Source organism: Paractinoplanes aksuensis, assembly GCF_024137025.1.
Classification (GTDB): Bacteria; Actinomycetota; Actinomycetes; order Mycobacteriales; family Micromonosporaceae; genus Actinoplanes; species Actinoplanes aksuensis.
In genome coordinates this window covers 106933-122331 of record NZ_JAMYJR010000014.1, presented here as the reverse complement: position 1 = coordinate 122331, position 15399 = coordinate 106933, and the positions used below count along the sequence as shown (strand labels likewise).

Annotated in this window: 15 protein-coding genes and 1 pseudogene; 12 read left to right on the top strand and 4 right to left on the bottom strand. The window is 71.6% G+C overall.

The annotated features are described in order from the left end of the window. Positions 1-43: 43 nt before the first annotated feature. The 3 genes and pseudogenes from M1L60_RS48515 to M1L60_RS15345 form a co-directional block, all read left to right on the top strand. A pseudogene (locus tag M1L60_RS48515) lies at positions 44-994 on the top strand (fatty acid kinase subunit FakA-related protein); the annotation flags it as partial. Next, positions 991-3183, top strand: a complete 2193-nt coding sequence (gene recG / locus M1L60_RS15350) for an ATP-dependent DNA helicase RecG (RefSeq protein ID WP_253238089.1) — start codon at positions 991-993, stop codon at positions 3181-3183. The pseudogene M1L60_RS48515 and the gene recG, both read left to right, overlap by 4 nt. A 67-nt stretch (positions 3184-3250) precedes the next feature. Further along, positions 3251-3592 carry a DUF952 domain-containing protein gene (locus tag M1L60_RS15345; RefSeq protein WP_253238088.1) on the top strand — a complete coding sequence of 114 codons (342 nt, stop codon included), beginning with the start codon at positions 3251-3253 and terminating at the stop codon, positions 3590-3592. A 512-nt stretch (positions 3593-4104) separates the two neighbouring features. On the opposite strand, the gene M1L60_RS15340 is transcribed toward M1L60_RS15345, so the two are convergent. Then, the gene (locus tag M1L60_RS15340) at positions 4105-5244 is read right to left on the bottom strand and encodes a cell wall anchor protein (RefSeq protein WP_253238087.1); all 1140 of its coding nucleotides are present in this window, start codon (positions 5242-5244) and stop codon (positions 4105-4107) included. A 344-nt stretch (positions 5245-5588) separates the two neighbouring features. Here M1L60_RS15340 and rsmD point away from each other — a divergent pair, with 344 nt between their 5' ends. The 9 genes from rsmD (at position 5589) to mutM (ending at position 11982) form a co-directional block, all read left to right on the top strand. Next, entirely contained in the window at positions 5589-6152 is a 564-nt protein-coding gene (rsmD, locus tag M1L60_RS15335) for a 16S rRNA (guanine(966)-N(2))-methyltransferase RsmD (RefSeq protein WP_253238086.1), read from the top strand. After that, positions 6149-6628 carry a pantetheine-phosphate adenylyltransferase gene (gene coaD, locus M1L60_RS15330; RefSeq protein ID WP_133874798.1) on the top strand — a complete coding sequence of 160 codons (480 nt, stop codon included), beginning with the start codon at positions 6149-6151 and terminating at the stop codon, positions 6626-6628. The genes rsmD and coaD overlap by 4 nt, the downstream gene beginning before the upstream one ends. Before the next feature lie 133 nt (positions 6629-6761). Continuing rightward, positions 6762-7259, top strand: coding sequence for a hypothetical protein (locus tag M1L60_RS15325; protein WP_253238085.1), 498 nt, complete (start codon positions 6762-6764; stop codon positions 7257-7259). Between the two features lie 134 nt (positions 7260-7393). Beyond that, entirely contained in the window at positions 7394-7990 is a 597-nt protein-coding gene (locus M1L60_RS15320) for a YceD family protein (protein WP_253238084.1), read from the top strand. Between the two features lie 5 nt (positions 7991-7995). Further along, positions 7996-8169 carry a 50S ribosomal protein L32 gene (gene rpmF / locus M1L60_RS15315; RefSeq protein ID WP_221375975.1) on the top strand — a complete coding sequence of 58 codons (174 nt, stop codon included), beginning with the start codon at positions 7996-7998 and terminating at the stop codon, positions 8167-8169. Between the two features lie 59 nt (positions 8170-8228). Further along, positions 8229-9191, top strand: coding sequence for a phosphate acyltransferase PlsX (locus M1L60_RS15310; RefSeq protein ID WP_253238112.1), 963 nt, complete (start codon positions 8229-8231; stop codon positions 9189-9191). Next, entirely contained in the window at positions 9188-9949 is a 762-nt protein-coding gene (rnc, locus tag M1L60_RS15305; protein WP_253238083.1) for a ribonuclease III, read from the top strand. The genes M1L60_RS15310 and rnc overlap by 4 nt, the downstream gene beginning before the upstream one ends. Next, the gene (locus M1L60_RS15300) at positions 9946-11109 is read left to right on the top strand and encodes a putative hexosyltransferase (RefSeq protein WP_253238082.1); all 1164 of its coding nucleotides are present in this window, start codon (positions 9946-9948) and stop codon (positions 11107-11109) included. The genes rnc and M1L60_RS15300 overlap by 4 nt, the downstream gene beginning before the upstream one ends. Positions 11110-11127: 18 nt before the next feature. Next, positions 11128-11982, top strand: a complete 855-nt coding sequence (gene mutM, locus M1L60_RS15295; protein WP_253238081.1) for a bifunctional DNA-formamidopyrimidine glycosylase/DNA-(apurinic or apyrimidinic site) lyase — start codon at positions 11128-11130, stop codon at positions 11980-11982. On the opposite strand, the gene M1L60_RS15290 is transcribed toward mutM, so the two are convergent. Genes M1L60_RS15290 through M1L60_RS15280 form a run of 3 tightly spaced genes read right to left on the bottom strand, consistent with a single transcriptional unit; the run spans position 11936 to position 15338 of the window. Next, entirely contained in the window at positions 11936-12505 is a 570-nt protein-coding gene (locus M1L60_RS15290; protein WP_253238080.1) for a spherulation-specific family 4 protein, read from the bottom strand. The genes mutM and M1L60_RS15290 overlap by 47 nt on opposite strands. After that, positions 12502-13830 carry a hypothetical protein gene (locus M1L60_RS15285; RefSeq protein WP_253238079.1) on the bottom strand — a complete coding sequence of 443 codons (1329 nt, stop codon included), beginning with the start codon at positions 13828-13830 and terminating at the stop codon, positions 12502-12504. Before M1L60_RS15285 ends, M1L60_RS15290 begins: the two co-directional genes overlap by 4 nt. Beyond that, entirely contained in the window at positions 13827-15338 is a 1512-nt protein-coding gene (locus M1L60_RS15280) for a DUF3492 domain-containing protein (RefSeq protein WP_253238078.1), read from the bottom strand. Before M1L60_RS15280 ends, M1L60_RS15285 begins: the two co-directional genes overlap by 4 nt. Between the last annotated feature and the right edge of the window lie 61 nt (positions 15339-15399).

Below are 15399 nucleotides of genomic sequence, written 5' to 3'. Positions count from 1 at the left end.
AGCCACGGCCGACGGGTCAACGCCCGCCATGGCAAATGGGTCGCCGCCTGCCGCAGCCGACGGCCACCGTGATCGGTCGGCGGGCGGCGAAGGCTCGTGGGGCTACGAGGTGCAATACCTGCTGGATGCGGCCGCAGGCGCCGTCGACCGGCTGAAAGAGCAGCTGGACGCCCTGGGCGACTCACTCGTCGTCGTCGGCACCGGTGACCCGGGCGTCGCCACCTGGAACGTCCACGTCCACGTGCCGGCCGCCGCCATCGGCCCCGCGATCGAGGCCGGTGTGCGCGCCGGCCGCCCGTACGACATCGCCGTCACCCCCCTCGACGAGTATCAGCACGACCACGCCGAGCGCGCCGCCGTCGTAGTCGCCGCCGGCGACGGCCTGACCGCCCTGTTCGAGGCCGAGGGGGCCACCGTGGTCGGCCGCAACCCGTCGACCCGCGAGATGCTGGCCGCCATCCAGGCCTGTCGGGCCCGCCGTGTCGTGCTGCTGCCCAACGACGCCAACACCCAGGCCGTCGCCCTCTCCGCCGCCCGTGAGGCCGAGGCGGGCGGCCTGCGGGTCAGCGTCGTCCCCACCCGTTCCCCGGTGCAGGCCCTGGCCGCGCTGGCCGTCCGCGACCCCGGCCGGCCGTTCGCCGATGACGTGATCGCCATGGCCGAGGCGGCCGGCGCCTGCCGCTACGGCGAGGTCTGCACCGCCCAGCGCGACTCCCTCACCGTCGCCGGCCCGTGCCGGGCGGGTGACCTGCTGGGCCTGGTCGACGGCGAGGTGCACGTCATCGGCGACGATCTGGCCGAGGTCAGCGCCCGCCTGCTCGACCGCATGCTGGGCGGCGGCGGCGAACTGGTCACCCTCGTGCTCGGGGCCGACGCCCCGGCCACGCTCGAGGGCGTCCTGCGCGAGCACGCCGGCCGGGCCTGGCCCTTCGCCGAGCTGCACTGCTACACGGGCGGGCAACCCCGCTACCACCTGCTGGTTGGAGTGGAATGAGCGACACCAGAACCACCACCGAGGCCCCGCTCGACCAGGTGCTCAAGAAGAACGACGCCAAGGCGCTGGCCACCCACCTCGACCTGCACACCGCGGGCGACCTGATCTACCACTTCCCGCGCCGCTACGACGAACGCGGCGAAGAGACGGCCATCCACGGCCTGCAGATCGGCGAGCAGGCCACCGTCCTGGCCCAGATCCAGTCGGTCCAGGTCAAGCCGATGCGCCAGCGCAAGGGCAACATCCTCGAGCTCACCATCGGTGACGACTCCGGGGCCACGCTGACCTGCACGTTCTTCGGCCAGGCGTGGCGTGAGCGCGAACTCAGGCGCGGCCGCTGGGGCCTGTTCGCGGGCAAGGTCTCCGATTTCCGCGGCAAGCGCCAGCTGGTCAGCCCGGCCTACCAGCTGCTGGCCGTCGACGCCACGCAGGACGAGGCGGCCGAAGAGATCGAGGAGTTCGCCGGCGCGCTGATCCCGGTCTACCCGGCGGCTCAGGCCGTGCCGACCTGGGTCATCGCCCGTTGCGTACGCACCCTGCTCGAGACCTTCGAGCCGCCGACCGACCCGCTGCCGGCCTCGGTCCGAGCGAAACGCAACCTGGGCGGCATCGGCAACGCCTTGCGCGAGATCCACCGCCCAAGTTCCAAAGAGGCCCTGTACGCCGCCAAGTACCGCCTCAAGTGGGACGAGGCCTTCGCCGTCCAGCTCACCCTGGTCCAGCGCCGGGCCCGAGCCGCCGCCGCCCCCGGCCGCGCCCGCCCCCGCGTCGACGGCGGCATCCTGGCCAAATTCGACGCGAGCCTTCCGTACGAGCTGACCGAGGGCCAGGCCACCGTGGGCGAGGAGATCGCGGCCGACCTGGCCCGCCCCCACCCCATGCACCGTTTGCTGCAGGGCGAGGTCGGCTCGGGCAAGACCCTCGTCTCGGTGCGCGCGATGCTCCAGGTGGTCGACTCCGGGGGACAGGCCGCCCTGCTCGCGCCGACCGAGGTGCTCGCCACCCAGCACTTCCGCGGCATCAGCGCCCAGCTCGGCGCCCTGGGCCGAGCCGGCGAGATCGACGGCGACCTGGCCGGCACCCAGCTCACTCTGATCACCGGCTCCCTGGGCGCCGCCGCCCGCCGAGCCGCACTGGCCAAGGTCGCCGACGGCACGGCCGGCATCGTCATCGGCACCCACGCCCTCCTCTACGAGGGCGTCGACTTCCACGACCTGGGCCTGGTCGTCGTCGACGAGCAACACCGCTTCGGCGTGGAACAGCGCGACGCCCTCCGCGCCAAGGCCGCCCGCCCGCCACACGTCCTGGTCATGACAGCCACCCCCATTCCCCGTACGGTCGCCATGACCGTCTACGGCGACCTCGAGACCTCCGTGCTGTCGCAGCTCCCGCGCGGCCGCTCACCGATCGCGTCACATGTCGTGCCACCCGAGAAGCCGGCCTTCCTCGACCGCGCCTGGCGTCGCATCCGCGAGGAGGTCCAGGCCGGCCATCAGGCGTACGTGGTCTGCCCGCGCATCGGCACCGCCGAGGGCGACGAGGAGGAGCCACCCGGCGACAACGAATCGGCCCGCCGTCCACCCCTGGCGGTCCTGGAGGTCGCGCCCATCCTCGAGGAGGGCCCGCTCCACGGCCTGCGTATCGGCATCCTGCACGGCAAGCTCCCGGCCGACGAGAAGGACGCGGTGATGCGCAAGTTCGCCGCCGGCGACCTGGACGTCCTGGTAGCCACCACAGTCATCGAGGTCGGCGTAGACGTCCCCAACTCCACAGTCATGGTCATCATGGACGCCGACCGCTTCGGCGTCTCCCAACTGCACCAGCTACGCGGCCGCGTGGGCCGAGGCTCAGCCCCCGGCATCTGCCTGCTGGTCACCGAGTCCGTAGAAGGCACCGCAGCCCGCGAACGCCTGGCCGCCGTAGCCTCCACCACAGACGGCTTCAAACTGAGCGAGATCGACCTCGAACAACGCCGCGAGGGCGACGTCCTGGGCGCCTCCCAATCCGGCAAACACTCCCACCTACGCCTGCTCTCCCTGATCAGCGACGCCAAACTGATCACCGAAGCCCGCGCCGAAGCCTCAGACCTGGTCGGCGATGACCCCGACCTCACGAAATACCCCGCCCTGGCCGCCTCAGTAGCCGCCCTGGTCGACGAAGACAGAGCCGAATACCTCGAAAAGGGCTGACGCCGACCGCCGCGCAGCTGATGACGACACCGGTCGGTGGAACACCACCCGGTCAGAGAGGGCAGCAATGATCCTGCACATCGTGCCGCAGGCGACGTGGGAGGCCGCACAGCCAGCCGGCGTCTACGAGGGCGACACCCTGGCCACCCAGGGCTACATCCACTGCTCCACCGAGCAGCAGGCCCACATCCCAGCCACAGCGCTGTTCCGAGGCCGCAACGACCTGCTGCTACTGGTGATCGACGAATCCCGCCTCCCGACCCCGATCACCTGGGAACAGGGCGACCCACCCGCCACCGACGGCAGCCTGTTCCCTCACCTTTACGCACCCCTGCCGCTGAACGCAGTAACCGAGGTCAAGGAGTACCGCCCCGCCCCCGACGGCACTTTCGGCCCGCCACAGTTCTGAGGCAAGCAGGGCTCCGCCCCTCCACCACCTCCCACGACCCACGTCATAGGGACTGACCGAGCCCATTCACCCCGCGTGGCCGAAGCGAGTTGTGCGGGCGTCGGCGGCGGACGCCCGCACTGGCGGTGTCAGCGCGACGTCTGCGCCGACGCCTGGCAGCGCCGTGAGCGGCGCGAACTCTGCGGGGCCGGCGGGGCTGCGCTCGCGTGGGCGGAGCGAAGTGTTCCGGCGGTGGTGGCCGGAGCCGGCATTCGCGTAGGGAAAGCAAGGTTTGGGGGCGGGGATGCCCCACGCAGGGACCAAGCCTGATCGCCCGGAGTGGGGCATCCCCGCCCCCAAACCGTCCCACCGCAACCACCGCCACCCGCCACCGCGAGGTACGAGAGCCGCAGAGGCGCGGCAAACGCCGCGGGCATGTGAGCGGCGGACAGAAGAGCTGCGGGACATGAGGCGGTGGGCACAAAGAAAAGGCGCGCCGACCGAGGTCGACGCGCCTTTCTCAGTAGCTGCTATCAGGCGGTGAAGTTCACCTTGCGGCGACGGGCCAGGAAGAAGAGCACGCCACCGACGGCGAGCAGCAGAGCCGCGCCGCCCGCGATGCTGCCGGCGACCGGGCCGGTGACGGGCAGGCCGCCACCCTCACCCGGGGCGGACTCGGTCGGCGTCGGCGTGGCCGGCGTCTCGCAGTCGCCCGGCTTCTCCTTGTCGAAGTTCACCGGCGTCTGGGCCTCGCCGTTGACGTCAGCCTTGACGATCAGGCCCTTCTGGCCCTTGATCTCGATCGTCTTGGTCTCGCCCGGCTTCGCGACCAGGGTCACGTCCTCGCCCTTGTTCGGCTTGAGGGCCAGGGTGATGGTCTCGTCGCCCTCGCTGTTGTCGATGCCGAAGAGGATCGAGTCACAGGAGACCTCGTAGCCGACCTGGGCGTCGCCACCGGACGGCGGCGGGGTGCAGTCTTCCGGCTTCTCCCACTTGCCCTCGAGGAGCGGCTTGTCGGCTGACTTCTCGGTGACGACGACCTTCTTGGCGTTCTCCGCCGGGATCTCGACCGTGGCCGCGTCCTCGCCCGGCTTGACGGTGACGTCCTTCTTGAAGCCCTTCGAACCCTCGACCTGGAATTCGGCGTCCTTCGTGGCGTCCTTGCCGTTGGTCAGGGTGACCGTCACGCCCTCGCACGACGAGGCGAGCGAGGCTTCCGGCTTCGGCGCCGTCGAGCAGGTGCCGTCGAACTTCACGTAGCCGTACTGGTGCTGGAGCTGGACGTACTCGTCGCTCCACTTGACCTGGATCTCGAGCGAGGCTTCCTTGGCGTTGCCGTCGACGATCTGGACGCCCTTGAGCGTCTCGTTGCTCGTGTGCGGGAACGGGTCGGCCGAGTCGTCCGGCGTGTGGGCGATGCCCTCGAGCTTGGACCCGGCCGGCTGCGCGTCGACCTTGAGGAAGCGGTACTTCTCGGCGCCAGGCTCTTTGCCGTTGTCGGTGGACACTTCCCAGTTGACGACCCAGTTGCCGTCGACACACTTCGCGGTGCCTTCGACCCCGCTGTAGTGGGCGCTGGCGGGCGAGGCGAAGAACGCCACACCGGCCAGGCCGATGAGCGTTCCAGCGGCGACGGCGGTGGCCCGCCGCAGCTTGGACTTCAGTAGGTTCACGCCTACTCCTGTCTGGGGGAATCAGGGGTGCAGCGCAAGGAGGCGGGCGGGCCTTTCGCCGACAACAAGGGCGATGGCCTGCGACGACGCCTCCCCACGTCGACGGCTGACAATCGGTGGAGTGTCAGCAACAGCGCCTGACCATAGCGACTTATGGAAATCTGGGAAATCCCTCAGAGGCGCTTAAAACTGTTGTTGCACATCCGTGATTTTGGATTGACGGATCGCATATGGACCGATGCTCTGCGTGTGCATCGGCTGCGGATTTGTTCACTCTTTCGTTGCGGTGCGTAAGTGGTGAAGTAGCTTCGACTCGTGTTCACCGCAGAGCCGCGCGAGCGCTCATGACCAGGATCATTGCGGGCGCGCACGGCGGCCGCCGACTGTCCGCTCCGGCCGGTGCGCTGACCCGCCCGACGACGGACCGCGTCCGCGAGGCGTTCTTCAGCGCGCTCGACTCCATGATCGACCTGACCGACGTCCGGTTCGCCGACCTTTACGCCGGTTCCGGGGCGGTCGGTCTCGAGGCGTTGTCGCGGGGGGCTGCCCACGCTCTGTTGGTCGAGGCGGACGCCCGCGCCGCGCGCACGATCCGCGACAACATTGTCACGTTGCGGGTCGGTGGGGCCGCGCGGCTGGTCACCGGCAAGGTCGCCCAGGTCGTCGCCGGCCCACCCGACGGGGGCGCCTACGACGTCGTGTTCGCCGACCCGCCGTACGACGTGACCGACCGCGACCTCATCGACGTGCAGCAATCTATGATCGACTTCGGCTGGCTGGCCCCGGACGCCGTGATCATCCTCGAGCGGGCGACCCGCGGGGGCGCGGTGACCTGGGTGGACGGCATCACTGCGGACCGCAGTCGGCGGTACGGGGAGACGACGCTTTGGTACGGTCGCCGATCATGAGACGAGCGGTGTGTCCCGGCTCCTTCGACCCGGTCACCAACGGCCACCTCGACATCGTCGGCCGGGCCAGCCGGCTGTTCGACGAGGTGATCATCGGGGTGCTGATCAATCAGTCGAAAACGGGCCTCTTCACGATCGAGGAGCGGATCGAGATGCTCGGCGAGGCCACCGCCTCGTACGAGAATGTCCGGGTTGCCTCGTTCCACGGTTTGCTCGTCGACTTCTGCCGGTCCCAGGGCGCGGCCGTGGTGATCAAGGGTCTGCGGGCGGTCAGCGACTTCGACTACGAGTTGCAGATGGCGCAGATGAACATCGGGTTGTCGGGCGTGGAGACCCTCTTCATGCCGACCAACCCGCTCTACTCTTTCCTCTCGTCGAGCCTCGTCAAGGACGTCGTGAAGTGGGGCGGCGACGCTTCCGCGTACGTCCCCGACTTCGTCGGCGAGCGTCTGGTCACCCGCCTCAAGCAGAACTGAGCCCCCGCCGAAATGTGGCAAAAGCGCAGAAGGCGGGCAGACGCGCCGAGTGTGGATTGGGCGCGACGGGGGACAGTAACGCAGTAACGTGATCGGACCACGCTGCGTGGCTACAGGGACAGGAGATACCGCCGTGGATCCGCTCGACCGCATCGACGAGATCATCGAGCTCGTGCAGGAGTCGCGCTCCGTGCCCATGTCGCGGACCAACTTCATGTACGACCGGAACGAGATGATCGAGCGTCTCGAGGACCTGCGCGCCGAGCTTCCGTCCGAGCTGCGCAAGGCCGCCGCCGTGCTCGACGAGCGTGACCGGATCATCGAGGCCGGCCGTCGCGAGGCCGACCGGATCATCAGCGAGGGTGAGACCGAACACGCCCGCCTGGTCTCGGTCAACGAGATCACGGTCTCGTCCGAGCACGAGGGGGCCCGGATCGTGGCCGAGGCCCGCACCGAGGCCCAGCGCCTGCGGGAAGAGGTCGACGACTACGTCGACACCGCGCTGGCCAACTTCGAGCAGTTCCTGACCCGGGCCCTGGCGTCGATAGAGCGCGGCCGGGACAAGATGCACGCTTTGCGCGAGATCGGAACCTTCCAGGGGGAAGACGCGGAGCGCCCGCTGCCGTTCTAAGAGAGCCGGAAGACGAGCCTTCAGTCTGATCAAGGGTGGCGGGCGGGGCGGTCGGAAGGCAGACCCGGATTCGACGGTACGGCGGCAGCTCAGGTAACCTTTCCTGTCGGCCTACCCATGGCTGAGGAATAACGATGCCCAAGTCACCACACTCACACCTGGACCCCAGGCAGCCGCTCGTCGTCGACACGACGAAACTTCCACGGCAGCCTGGTGCGACGCGTGCCCTGAAAAGGGTGATCCCGGCACCGAAGGACCTCGGTCTGGAGCTGATCTCGGTCCCCGAGGGGTCGGACGTCGAGCTCGACATGACGCTCACGTCGGTCTCCGAGGGGGTCTATGTCAGCGGCAGTGCCCGCGGTGAGATCACCGGCGAGTGCGGTCGCTGCCTCAACGAGATCAACGAGTCCTTCGACGTCAAGATCGCGGAGTTGTTCGCCTACGCGGACAGCACCACGGAGGAGACGACCGACGAGGACGAGGTGGGCCGGATGCAGGGCGACCTGCTCGACCTGGAACCGGCGTTGCGGGACGCGGTGGTGCTGACGCTGCCGACCAACCCGCTGTGCCGGCCGGACTGTCCCGGTCTGTGCCCCGAGTGCGGGGTGCACTTCGACGACCTCCCGGCCGATCACAGCCACGAGGTCGTGGACGCCCGCTGGGCCGCTTTGCGCACCATTTCGACTGAGCCGTCCAAGACGGCTTCGCCGCAGCAAGATTCTGAGGAGTAGGTACCGTGGCCGTCCCCAAGCGCAAGATGTCGCGCAGCAACACCCGGTCCCGCCGGGCGAACTGGAAGGCGACCGCGGTTCAGACCGTGGCCTGCCCCCAGTGCAAGTCGCCGAAGCTGCCGCACACCGCCTGCTCGGTCTGTGGCACCTACAACGGCCGTCAGGTCCTCGAGGTCTGAGTCGCGCTTAAGTGACGCGCCCGTATACCGGGCGGGTCGCGCCTGAGCTACGGCGACCGATCGGTGCCGCGGCTTCCGGACAATCGTCTGTCGGGGAGCCGGGCACCGCGCGGATCGCCGTCGACCTCCTCGGCGGGGACCACGCTCCCGCCGTCGTGGTTGACGGCGCTCTGCGCGCCTGTCAGGCCGATCCGGCCCTACACCTGTTGCTCGTCGGCCCGCTGGAAGCGGCCGGCGAGGTTCTTGGCGCCCTGCCGCCGGACGATCGCGCCCGGATCAGCACGCTGCCCATAGCGCCCGGTGACCGGGTCGAGAGCTGGGTCGAGTCCGGGGTGCGCTCGGCCGTGCTGGCCGTCGCCCAGGGCGCCGCCGACGCTGTGCTGTCGGCCGGAAACACCGGCGCCACCGTGACTTCGGCCGCGCTCGGTCTGGGCCGCTGTCCCGGAGTACGCCGCCCGCCCCTGGCCGCCGTGCTGCCCACCACCGCCGGCCGCCTGGTTCTGCTCGACGTGGGCTCCTCGATCGACCCCGACGAGGAGACAGTAGTCACGCATGCCCGTCTCGGTTCCGCGTACGCCTCGGTGGTCCACGGCGTCGCCGAGCCCCGCGTCGGGCTGCTCACCATCGGCACCGAGCGCGGTAAGGGCGACCGCCTCCGCCGTGCCCTCCCGGCCCTGCTCGCGCGGGCCGACCTGCCCTCCGGCGGCCGCTACGTCGGGCTCGTCGAGGGCAGTGACGTGGTCACCGGCACTGTCGCCGACGTGGTCGTCACCGACGGCTTCACCGGCAACGTGCTGCTCAAAGGGCTCGAGACGGCGTACGCCGAACTGGGCCCGCCGCACCGCGAGAACCCGCCCCGGGCCGCGCTGCTGCTCGGCGTCGAGGGGACCGTGGTCGTCTGTCACGGCGCCGCGTCCGGCCCGGATCTCGCCGCCGGCATCGCTTTCGCCGCCCAGCTTCATCGCCAAGCCGCGGTCGCGGTGATGGCCGAGATGATCGAAACACAACGAGGTGTTCCATGAGTGACAAGCGTCGCCGGCCGTCGACCCTGCCCCTGGAGGAGGCCTTCGGCGTCCCCCTCGAGCCCGACCTGCTGGAGCGCGCCCTCACCCACCGTTCCTACGCGTACGAGAACGGCGGCCTGCCGACCAACGAGCGGCTCGAGTTCCTGGGCGACTCCGTGCTCGGCGTCGTGATCACGTCGGCGCTCTTCCACAACCACCCCGACCTGCCCGAGGGCCAGCTGGCCAAGCTGCGGGCGAGCGTGGTCAACATGCACGCGCTGGCCGACGTGGCCCGCGGGCTGGGCCCGGAAGGGCTGGGCCGGCACCTGCTGCTGGGCAAGGGCGAGGAGACGACCGGCGGCCGGGACAAGGCCAGCATCCTGGCCGACACGCTCGAGGCGCTGCTCGGGGCGATCTATCTGGAGCACGGCCTGGACCTGGCGGCCGAGGTGATCCACCGGCTGTTCGACCCGCTGATGGCCGAGTCGGCCGGGCGCGGGGCCGCGCTCGACTGGAAGACCAGCCTGCAGGAGCTGACCGCCGCGCTGGGTCTCGGTGTGCCCGATTACGTGATCGAGGACTCGGGCCCCGACCACGCCAAGACGTTCACGGCCTGGGTGGTCGTGGCCGGCGAGCGCTACGGCGGGTCCGAGGGGCGCAGCAAGAAGCAGGCCGAGCAGCGGGCCGCCGCGGCTGCCTGGCGGATCCTGACCGAGCGCACCAGCGAGCCCGACGGCAGCCTGCTCGACAAGCCCGAGGATGAGAACGGTCAGTGAGCCTGGCCGGGGAGAAGCAAGAAGCCGAAGAGAGGCTGTGGGACAAGGCCGGCGCCTGGCGTGGGGTCGGCATCGCGGTCGGGATCTTCGCGCTGACCCGCATCGGGCAGCTGATCATGCTGGGCTGGCTCGACGCGGCCGACGACGACCCGGTCGGTCTGCGGCAACGCCTGCTGGTCTGGGACGCGGGCTGGTTCCTGCGGGTCGCCGTCAACGGGTATCCGCACGGCTACACGTACGAGGGCGGCGTCCTGCAGGGCAACGAGCTCGCCTTCTTCCCGGTCTATCCGCTGCTCATCCGGTTCGTGGCCGCGCTCGGCATCCCGGCCTCGACCGCCGCGCTCGTGGTCAGCTGGCTGGCCTCGATCGGGGCCGCGGTGGCCGTGCACCTGCTGGCCACCTCGCTCTACAACAAGCGGGTCGGGTGGGCGCTGGTCGCCATCTGCTTCAGCGCGCCCGTGTCGATCGTCTTCTCCATGGCGTACTCGGAAGGGATCTTTCTCGCCCTGATCGCCGGGATGCTGGTCGCCGCGCACCGGCGGATCTGGTGGGCGGCCGGGCTGCTGGGACTGCTGACCGCGCTGACCCGCCCGACCGGCGCCGCCGCCGCGGTCGCTCTCGGCGTGGCCGCGCTGCTGGCCGTCCGCGAGTCGCGGGTCAAGGCGTGGCAGCCGATCACCGCCGCCGCCGTCGCGCTGGCCGGGGTGCCGCTGTTCCTGGCCTGGGTCGGCTGGCGGGTCGGCGACCCGGCGGCGTGGTTCCGGATCCAGGCCGCGGGCTGGGGCACCGCCTTCGACTACGGGTCGAGCACGGTGTCCTTCGTGGCCACGACGCTGAGCACGGGCGACAGCTGGGTGCCGGTCAGCGTCGCGTTGATCCTGCTGGCCGCCCTGGCCGCGGCCGGGGTCGCGCTGGCCCGGCGCCCGTGGCCGCCGCTGGCCGTGTACGGGGTGATCGCCATGGTGCTCGTCTACGGCCAGGCCGGGTTCTACCACTCGAAGCCCCGGCTGCTCGTGCCCGTACTGTTGACGCTGCTGCCGGCCGCGCTGGCCGTCGCCCGGGCCCGCCCGCGCGTCGCCGTGGTATCGATCGTGGCCTGGGCGTTGTTCGGCCTGTGGTACGGCGCCTACCTGGTCACCGTGTGGCCGTACACCTTGTGACGTTCCTGAGGAGACGCCGTGCCTGAGCTGCCCGAGGTCGAGACCGTACGCCAGGGCCTGGCCAAGTGGGTCACCGGCCGCACGATCGGGACCGTCGAGGTGCATCACCCGCGGGCGATCCGCCGTCACCTGACCGGCGACGCGCACTTCATCGCCCTGCTGACCGGGCGCACGATCACCGACGTGTCCCGCCGCGGCAAATACCTGTGGTTCCCGCTCGACTCGGGCGACGCGATCATCGGCCACCTCGGCATGAGCGGCCAGCTGCTCATGCAGCCGGCCGAGGCCGAGGACGAGAAGCACCTGCGGATCCGGTTCACGTTCACCGACGGCGGCCCCGAGCTGCGCTTCGTCGACCAGCGCACGTTCGGCGGACTGTCCGTCTCGGAGGACGGCGCCGAGCTGCCGCACGAGATCGCGCACATCGCCCGCGACCCGATGGACCCGTTCTTCGACGACGAGGCGTTCGTCGAGCGGCTGCGAGCCAAGCACACGGAGATCAAGCGGGCCATCCTCGACCAGACGCTCATCTCGGGTGTCGGCAACATCTATGCCGACGAGGCCCTCTGGCGGGCCCAGCTCCACGGCGCCCGGCTCACCGATCAACTGACCCGGCCCGCCGTACGCCGTCTGCTCGCCCACATCCGCGACGTGCTCGGTGAGGCCATCGTGGCCGGTGGCACCAGCTTCGACGAGCTCTACGTCAACGTGAACGGGGAGAGCGGCTACTTCGACCGCTCCCTCAACGCGTACGGCCGGGAGGGCGAGCCGTGCCACCGGTGCGGCACGGTGATCCGCCGGGAGCAGTTCATGAACCGCTCCTCGTTCACCTGTCCCCGCTGCCAGCCCCGCCCGCGAACGATCCGGCACTGACGTACGGGCTGGCGTCGGTGGCCAGCCCGAACCCGGCCCCGCGCCGGCCCATCAACCGGCGCGCGGCGGTGAGCAGGGCCGTCGGCACACCGTGGACGATGTGGCCGTCACCCGTCTTCGACCCGTCGCCGTCCCAGTTCTGGTACGCCTCCCACGGCCCCTCGAACGTGCAGATCCGCACGCCCAGGTCGCGGTAGAGCGGGTGGGTCGGCACCCCGGGGTTGAGCACCACCCGGTGCAGGCCGCGCCGGGCGGCCAGCCGCACGGTCAACGCGACCGGACCGACCCCGCCCGAGCCGGCCGGCGCCCGGTCGAGGAACAGGCCCTCGGCGCCGTCGGCCCGCCAGGCGTCCACATCGGCCAGCACGTCGGCCAGCGAACGGCTGCCCCAGTCCAGGTCGACCCGGCCCAGCGACTGGTGCAGCGAACGTCGCTCGCCGGGCGCCTCGCGGACGATCCAGGTGTCGCCGTCCAGCGGCAGCGAGGGCGACGGGTGGGCGTACGGGGGGAACAGGGTCTTCACGATGTTCTCCGGGGTTCGTCGGCGGTCGGTGCGGGCTGGGCGGTCAGGGCCACGACGAGCAGGCCGGCCAGGTGCGTGGCGGCGAGCACGGCGACGGCGTCCGGCAGGCGGCCGGAGGAGGGGAGGGGCAACATCGGCAGGAGCACGGTGACCAGCGGGGGCGCGGCGGCCAGGGTGGCGGCGATGCCCGTACGGGAACGGGCGGCCAGCAGATAGGTGACGGCGAAGACCCCGCCCAGCAGCGTCCCGCCGGCCAGCCCCAGCACCATGGCCGAGGTCTTGGCGGCCGGCAGCTGGTAGGCGGCCAGGGCCAGGGCGACCCCGACGGCGAACGGCGGCAGCAGCCCCACGATCGTGATGAGGGTGACGCTGCGGACGTGCTTGCGGTAGTCGGCGCCGTTCTCGGTCGTGTCCAGCCCGGCCTCGACCTGCCCGGTGTGCCAGCCGATCAACGCCTCCAGGATCGGCACGGCCAGCAGCAGCGGCAGCCAGAACGGGGCCGTCGAGCCGGACGGACCGGCCTGCCAGACCAGCCCCACCAGCACCGCCTGGGACGCGCCGATCACCAGGTAGCCCCCGCCGCGGCGCAGGTCGGCCGGGCTGAGCCGGGTCCGCCGACCGCCCGCGCCGGGCAGCAGCACCGGCTGGAACGCCCGGACCAAAACCACCACGATGGCCGCGGGCAGCAGCAGGCCGACCTCGGCGGTGCGGCCGATCCACGGTTCGGCCAGCGCCGACGCGGCCAGCAGCCAGCACGGCAGGCTCCACACGACGATGGCCGCCTCGGACCGGGTGACCAGCGCGGCGGTCACCGTGGCCAGCGTGCCCAGCCCGCCCAGCCCGATGATCAGGGCCAGCCCGCGGTAGGGGCCGACCAGCGCGTGCGGCGCGACCCAGACCAGCGCGCACCACAGCCCGGCCACCGCCGCGAAGCCGCCGCCGACCCAGCGCGCCGCCGCGGACGGGCCGGCCCGCCGCGCGACCGAGACGCCGGTGCAGGTCAGGGCCTGGGCCGCGGCCCAGCCCAGCAGCAGGGTGGCCAGCGGCACCGGCCACGGCACCGCGGCCAGTGGCTCGGCGGCGGCCGCGGCCACGCTGAGCGGGGTCAGGTAGAGGGCGCAGCGCACGAACGCGGCCCGCAGGTAGGACCGGCGGGCGGGGGCCCGGTGCGAGCGGGTGGGCGCCGGTTCCTCGGGCGGCGGCGCCGGGGTGTGCGCGACCTGGTCAGAGGTGATCAGCGGCGGCAGGCTGTGCCGGGGACCGGCCGGCGGGCGGCGCCGCGGACGCCGGGGAGCCGTGCGGGTGCGTCCGGGCGTGATCGTCATCCGTCCTGCCTTTCACTGACCAGCCAGCGCATGGTGACCGGCGGCTCGGCCCGCGGGGCCGGGACGGCCAGCGCCAGCTCGAACGAGGGCGGCGGGGGTGGCGCCGCGAGATCGGCGTAGAGCTCGCCGTAGACCCGGACCACCCGGTCCTGGGTGAAACGGGTCAGCGCCCGCTGCCGGGCGGCCTCGCCCAGGGCCCGGCGCCGCTCAGGGGCCCGCAGCAGGTCGACAATGGCGATGGCCAGTTCGGCCGGGTCATCCGGCTGCACCAGCACCCCCGCGTCGCCCAGCGTCTCGGCGGCCGGACCGACGTCGACCCCGACCACCGCGCGGCCCGACATCATGGCCTCGACCAGGCGGTAGGGCGGATCGGCCGGACCCGGCACGTGGGCCACCACGTGACCCCGGGTGTACCGGTCGCCGCGTCCGGCGGGCAGGGGGTGCAGGCGTACGGCCCGGCCCAGCCCGGTGCGCTCGATCTGCTCGGCGCAGTGGTCCTCGTGGGCCGCGGTCACCCCGACCAGGTGCAGCACGGCTCCCGGCACGGCCGCCACGACCTGCTCGAACGCGGCCAGCAACGGGGTCAGGCCGCTGTCCGGCCCGCCGCTGCCGGCCCAGACCACGGCCGGACCCGACTCGGGCTCGGCCGTCTCCGGATACTGCGACGGGTCGACCCCGGGCGGCACCTGGACGAGCCGGCCCGTCTCGGCGCCGTGCCGCAGCGCCCAGCCGTGGTGGTAGGCGCTCAGCGGCGCGATCAGCCCCGCCTCGGCGTACCCGGCGCCGGCGACCGACTCCCGGAACCGCCGCAGCACGGTCCGGACCGCCGGCGACAGGCGCTCCTCGTGCGGCTTGTGCCGGGCCACGGGCGCGCGGGCCTCGGTCAGCAGCAGCGGCACACCCGTCCGCCAGCGCCCACCCAGGGCCGTGAGCAGCGGAGTCGTGCCCCCGATGCAGTGCACGAGATCCGCCTCGGGCAGCTCCACGGCAACCGCGCCGAGCGCGTGCCGCAGCAGGGTGGCCGCGGTGCGGGCGTCGCGCATGCTCAGCCGGGGCAGCGAGTCGCCCGTGCGCCAGGCCTCGAGCAGCGCGTCGCCCAGCGGCATCGTGGCCAGCACCTCCGGGTGCTCGGCGACCTGCCGCAACCCGTCGGCGAAGACCGGCCCGTCCTGTCCGATCAGCCCTCGGCACAGCCCCGAGGCGGCCCTGCGACCCAGCTCAGCCTCGGTGCGACGGCGCTCGTTGCGCTCGTTGCGGCTCTCGCTCCTCTCGATCTTGACCTTGGCCGCGCCGGCGATGGCCACGGCCCGGGACGAGCCGACGTTCAGCGGCAGCGGGTAGGCGGGGGCGGTCGGCGGTTCCCGGTCGGTCACGGTGAGCAGCTCGAAGCGGAAGCGGCGCAGCCCCTCGACGAGGCTGCGGCACCAACCGCTCAGGGCGTCCCGCCGGTACGGGTACCCGCCGCCGGTGAGCATGCAGATGCGCTCGCGCGGCGGGGTCGGATTCACGATGGGGGCAACGAAACAGCACCCCCGAGGCAGGGGAGGCTGTCGGGTAGGCGACAGATTT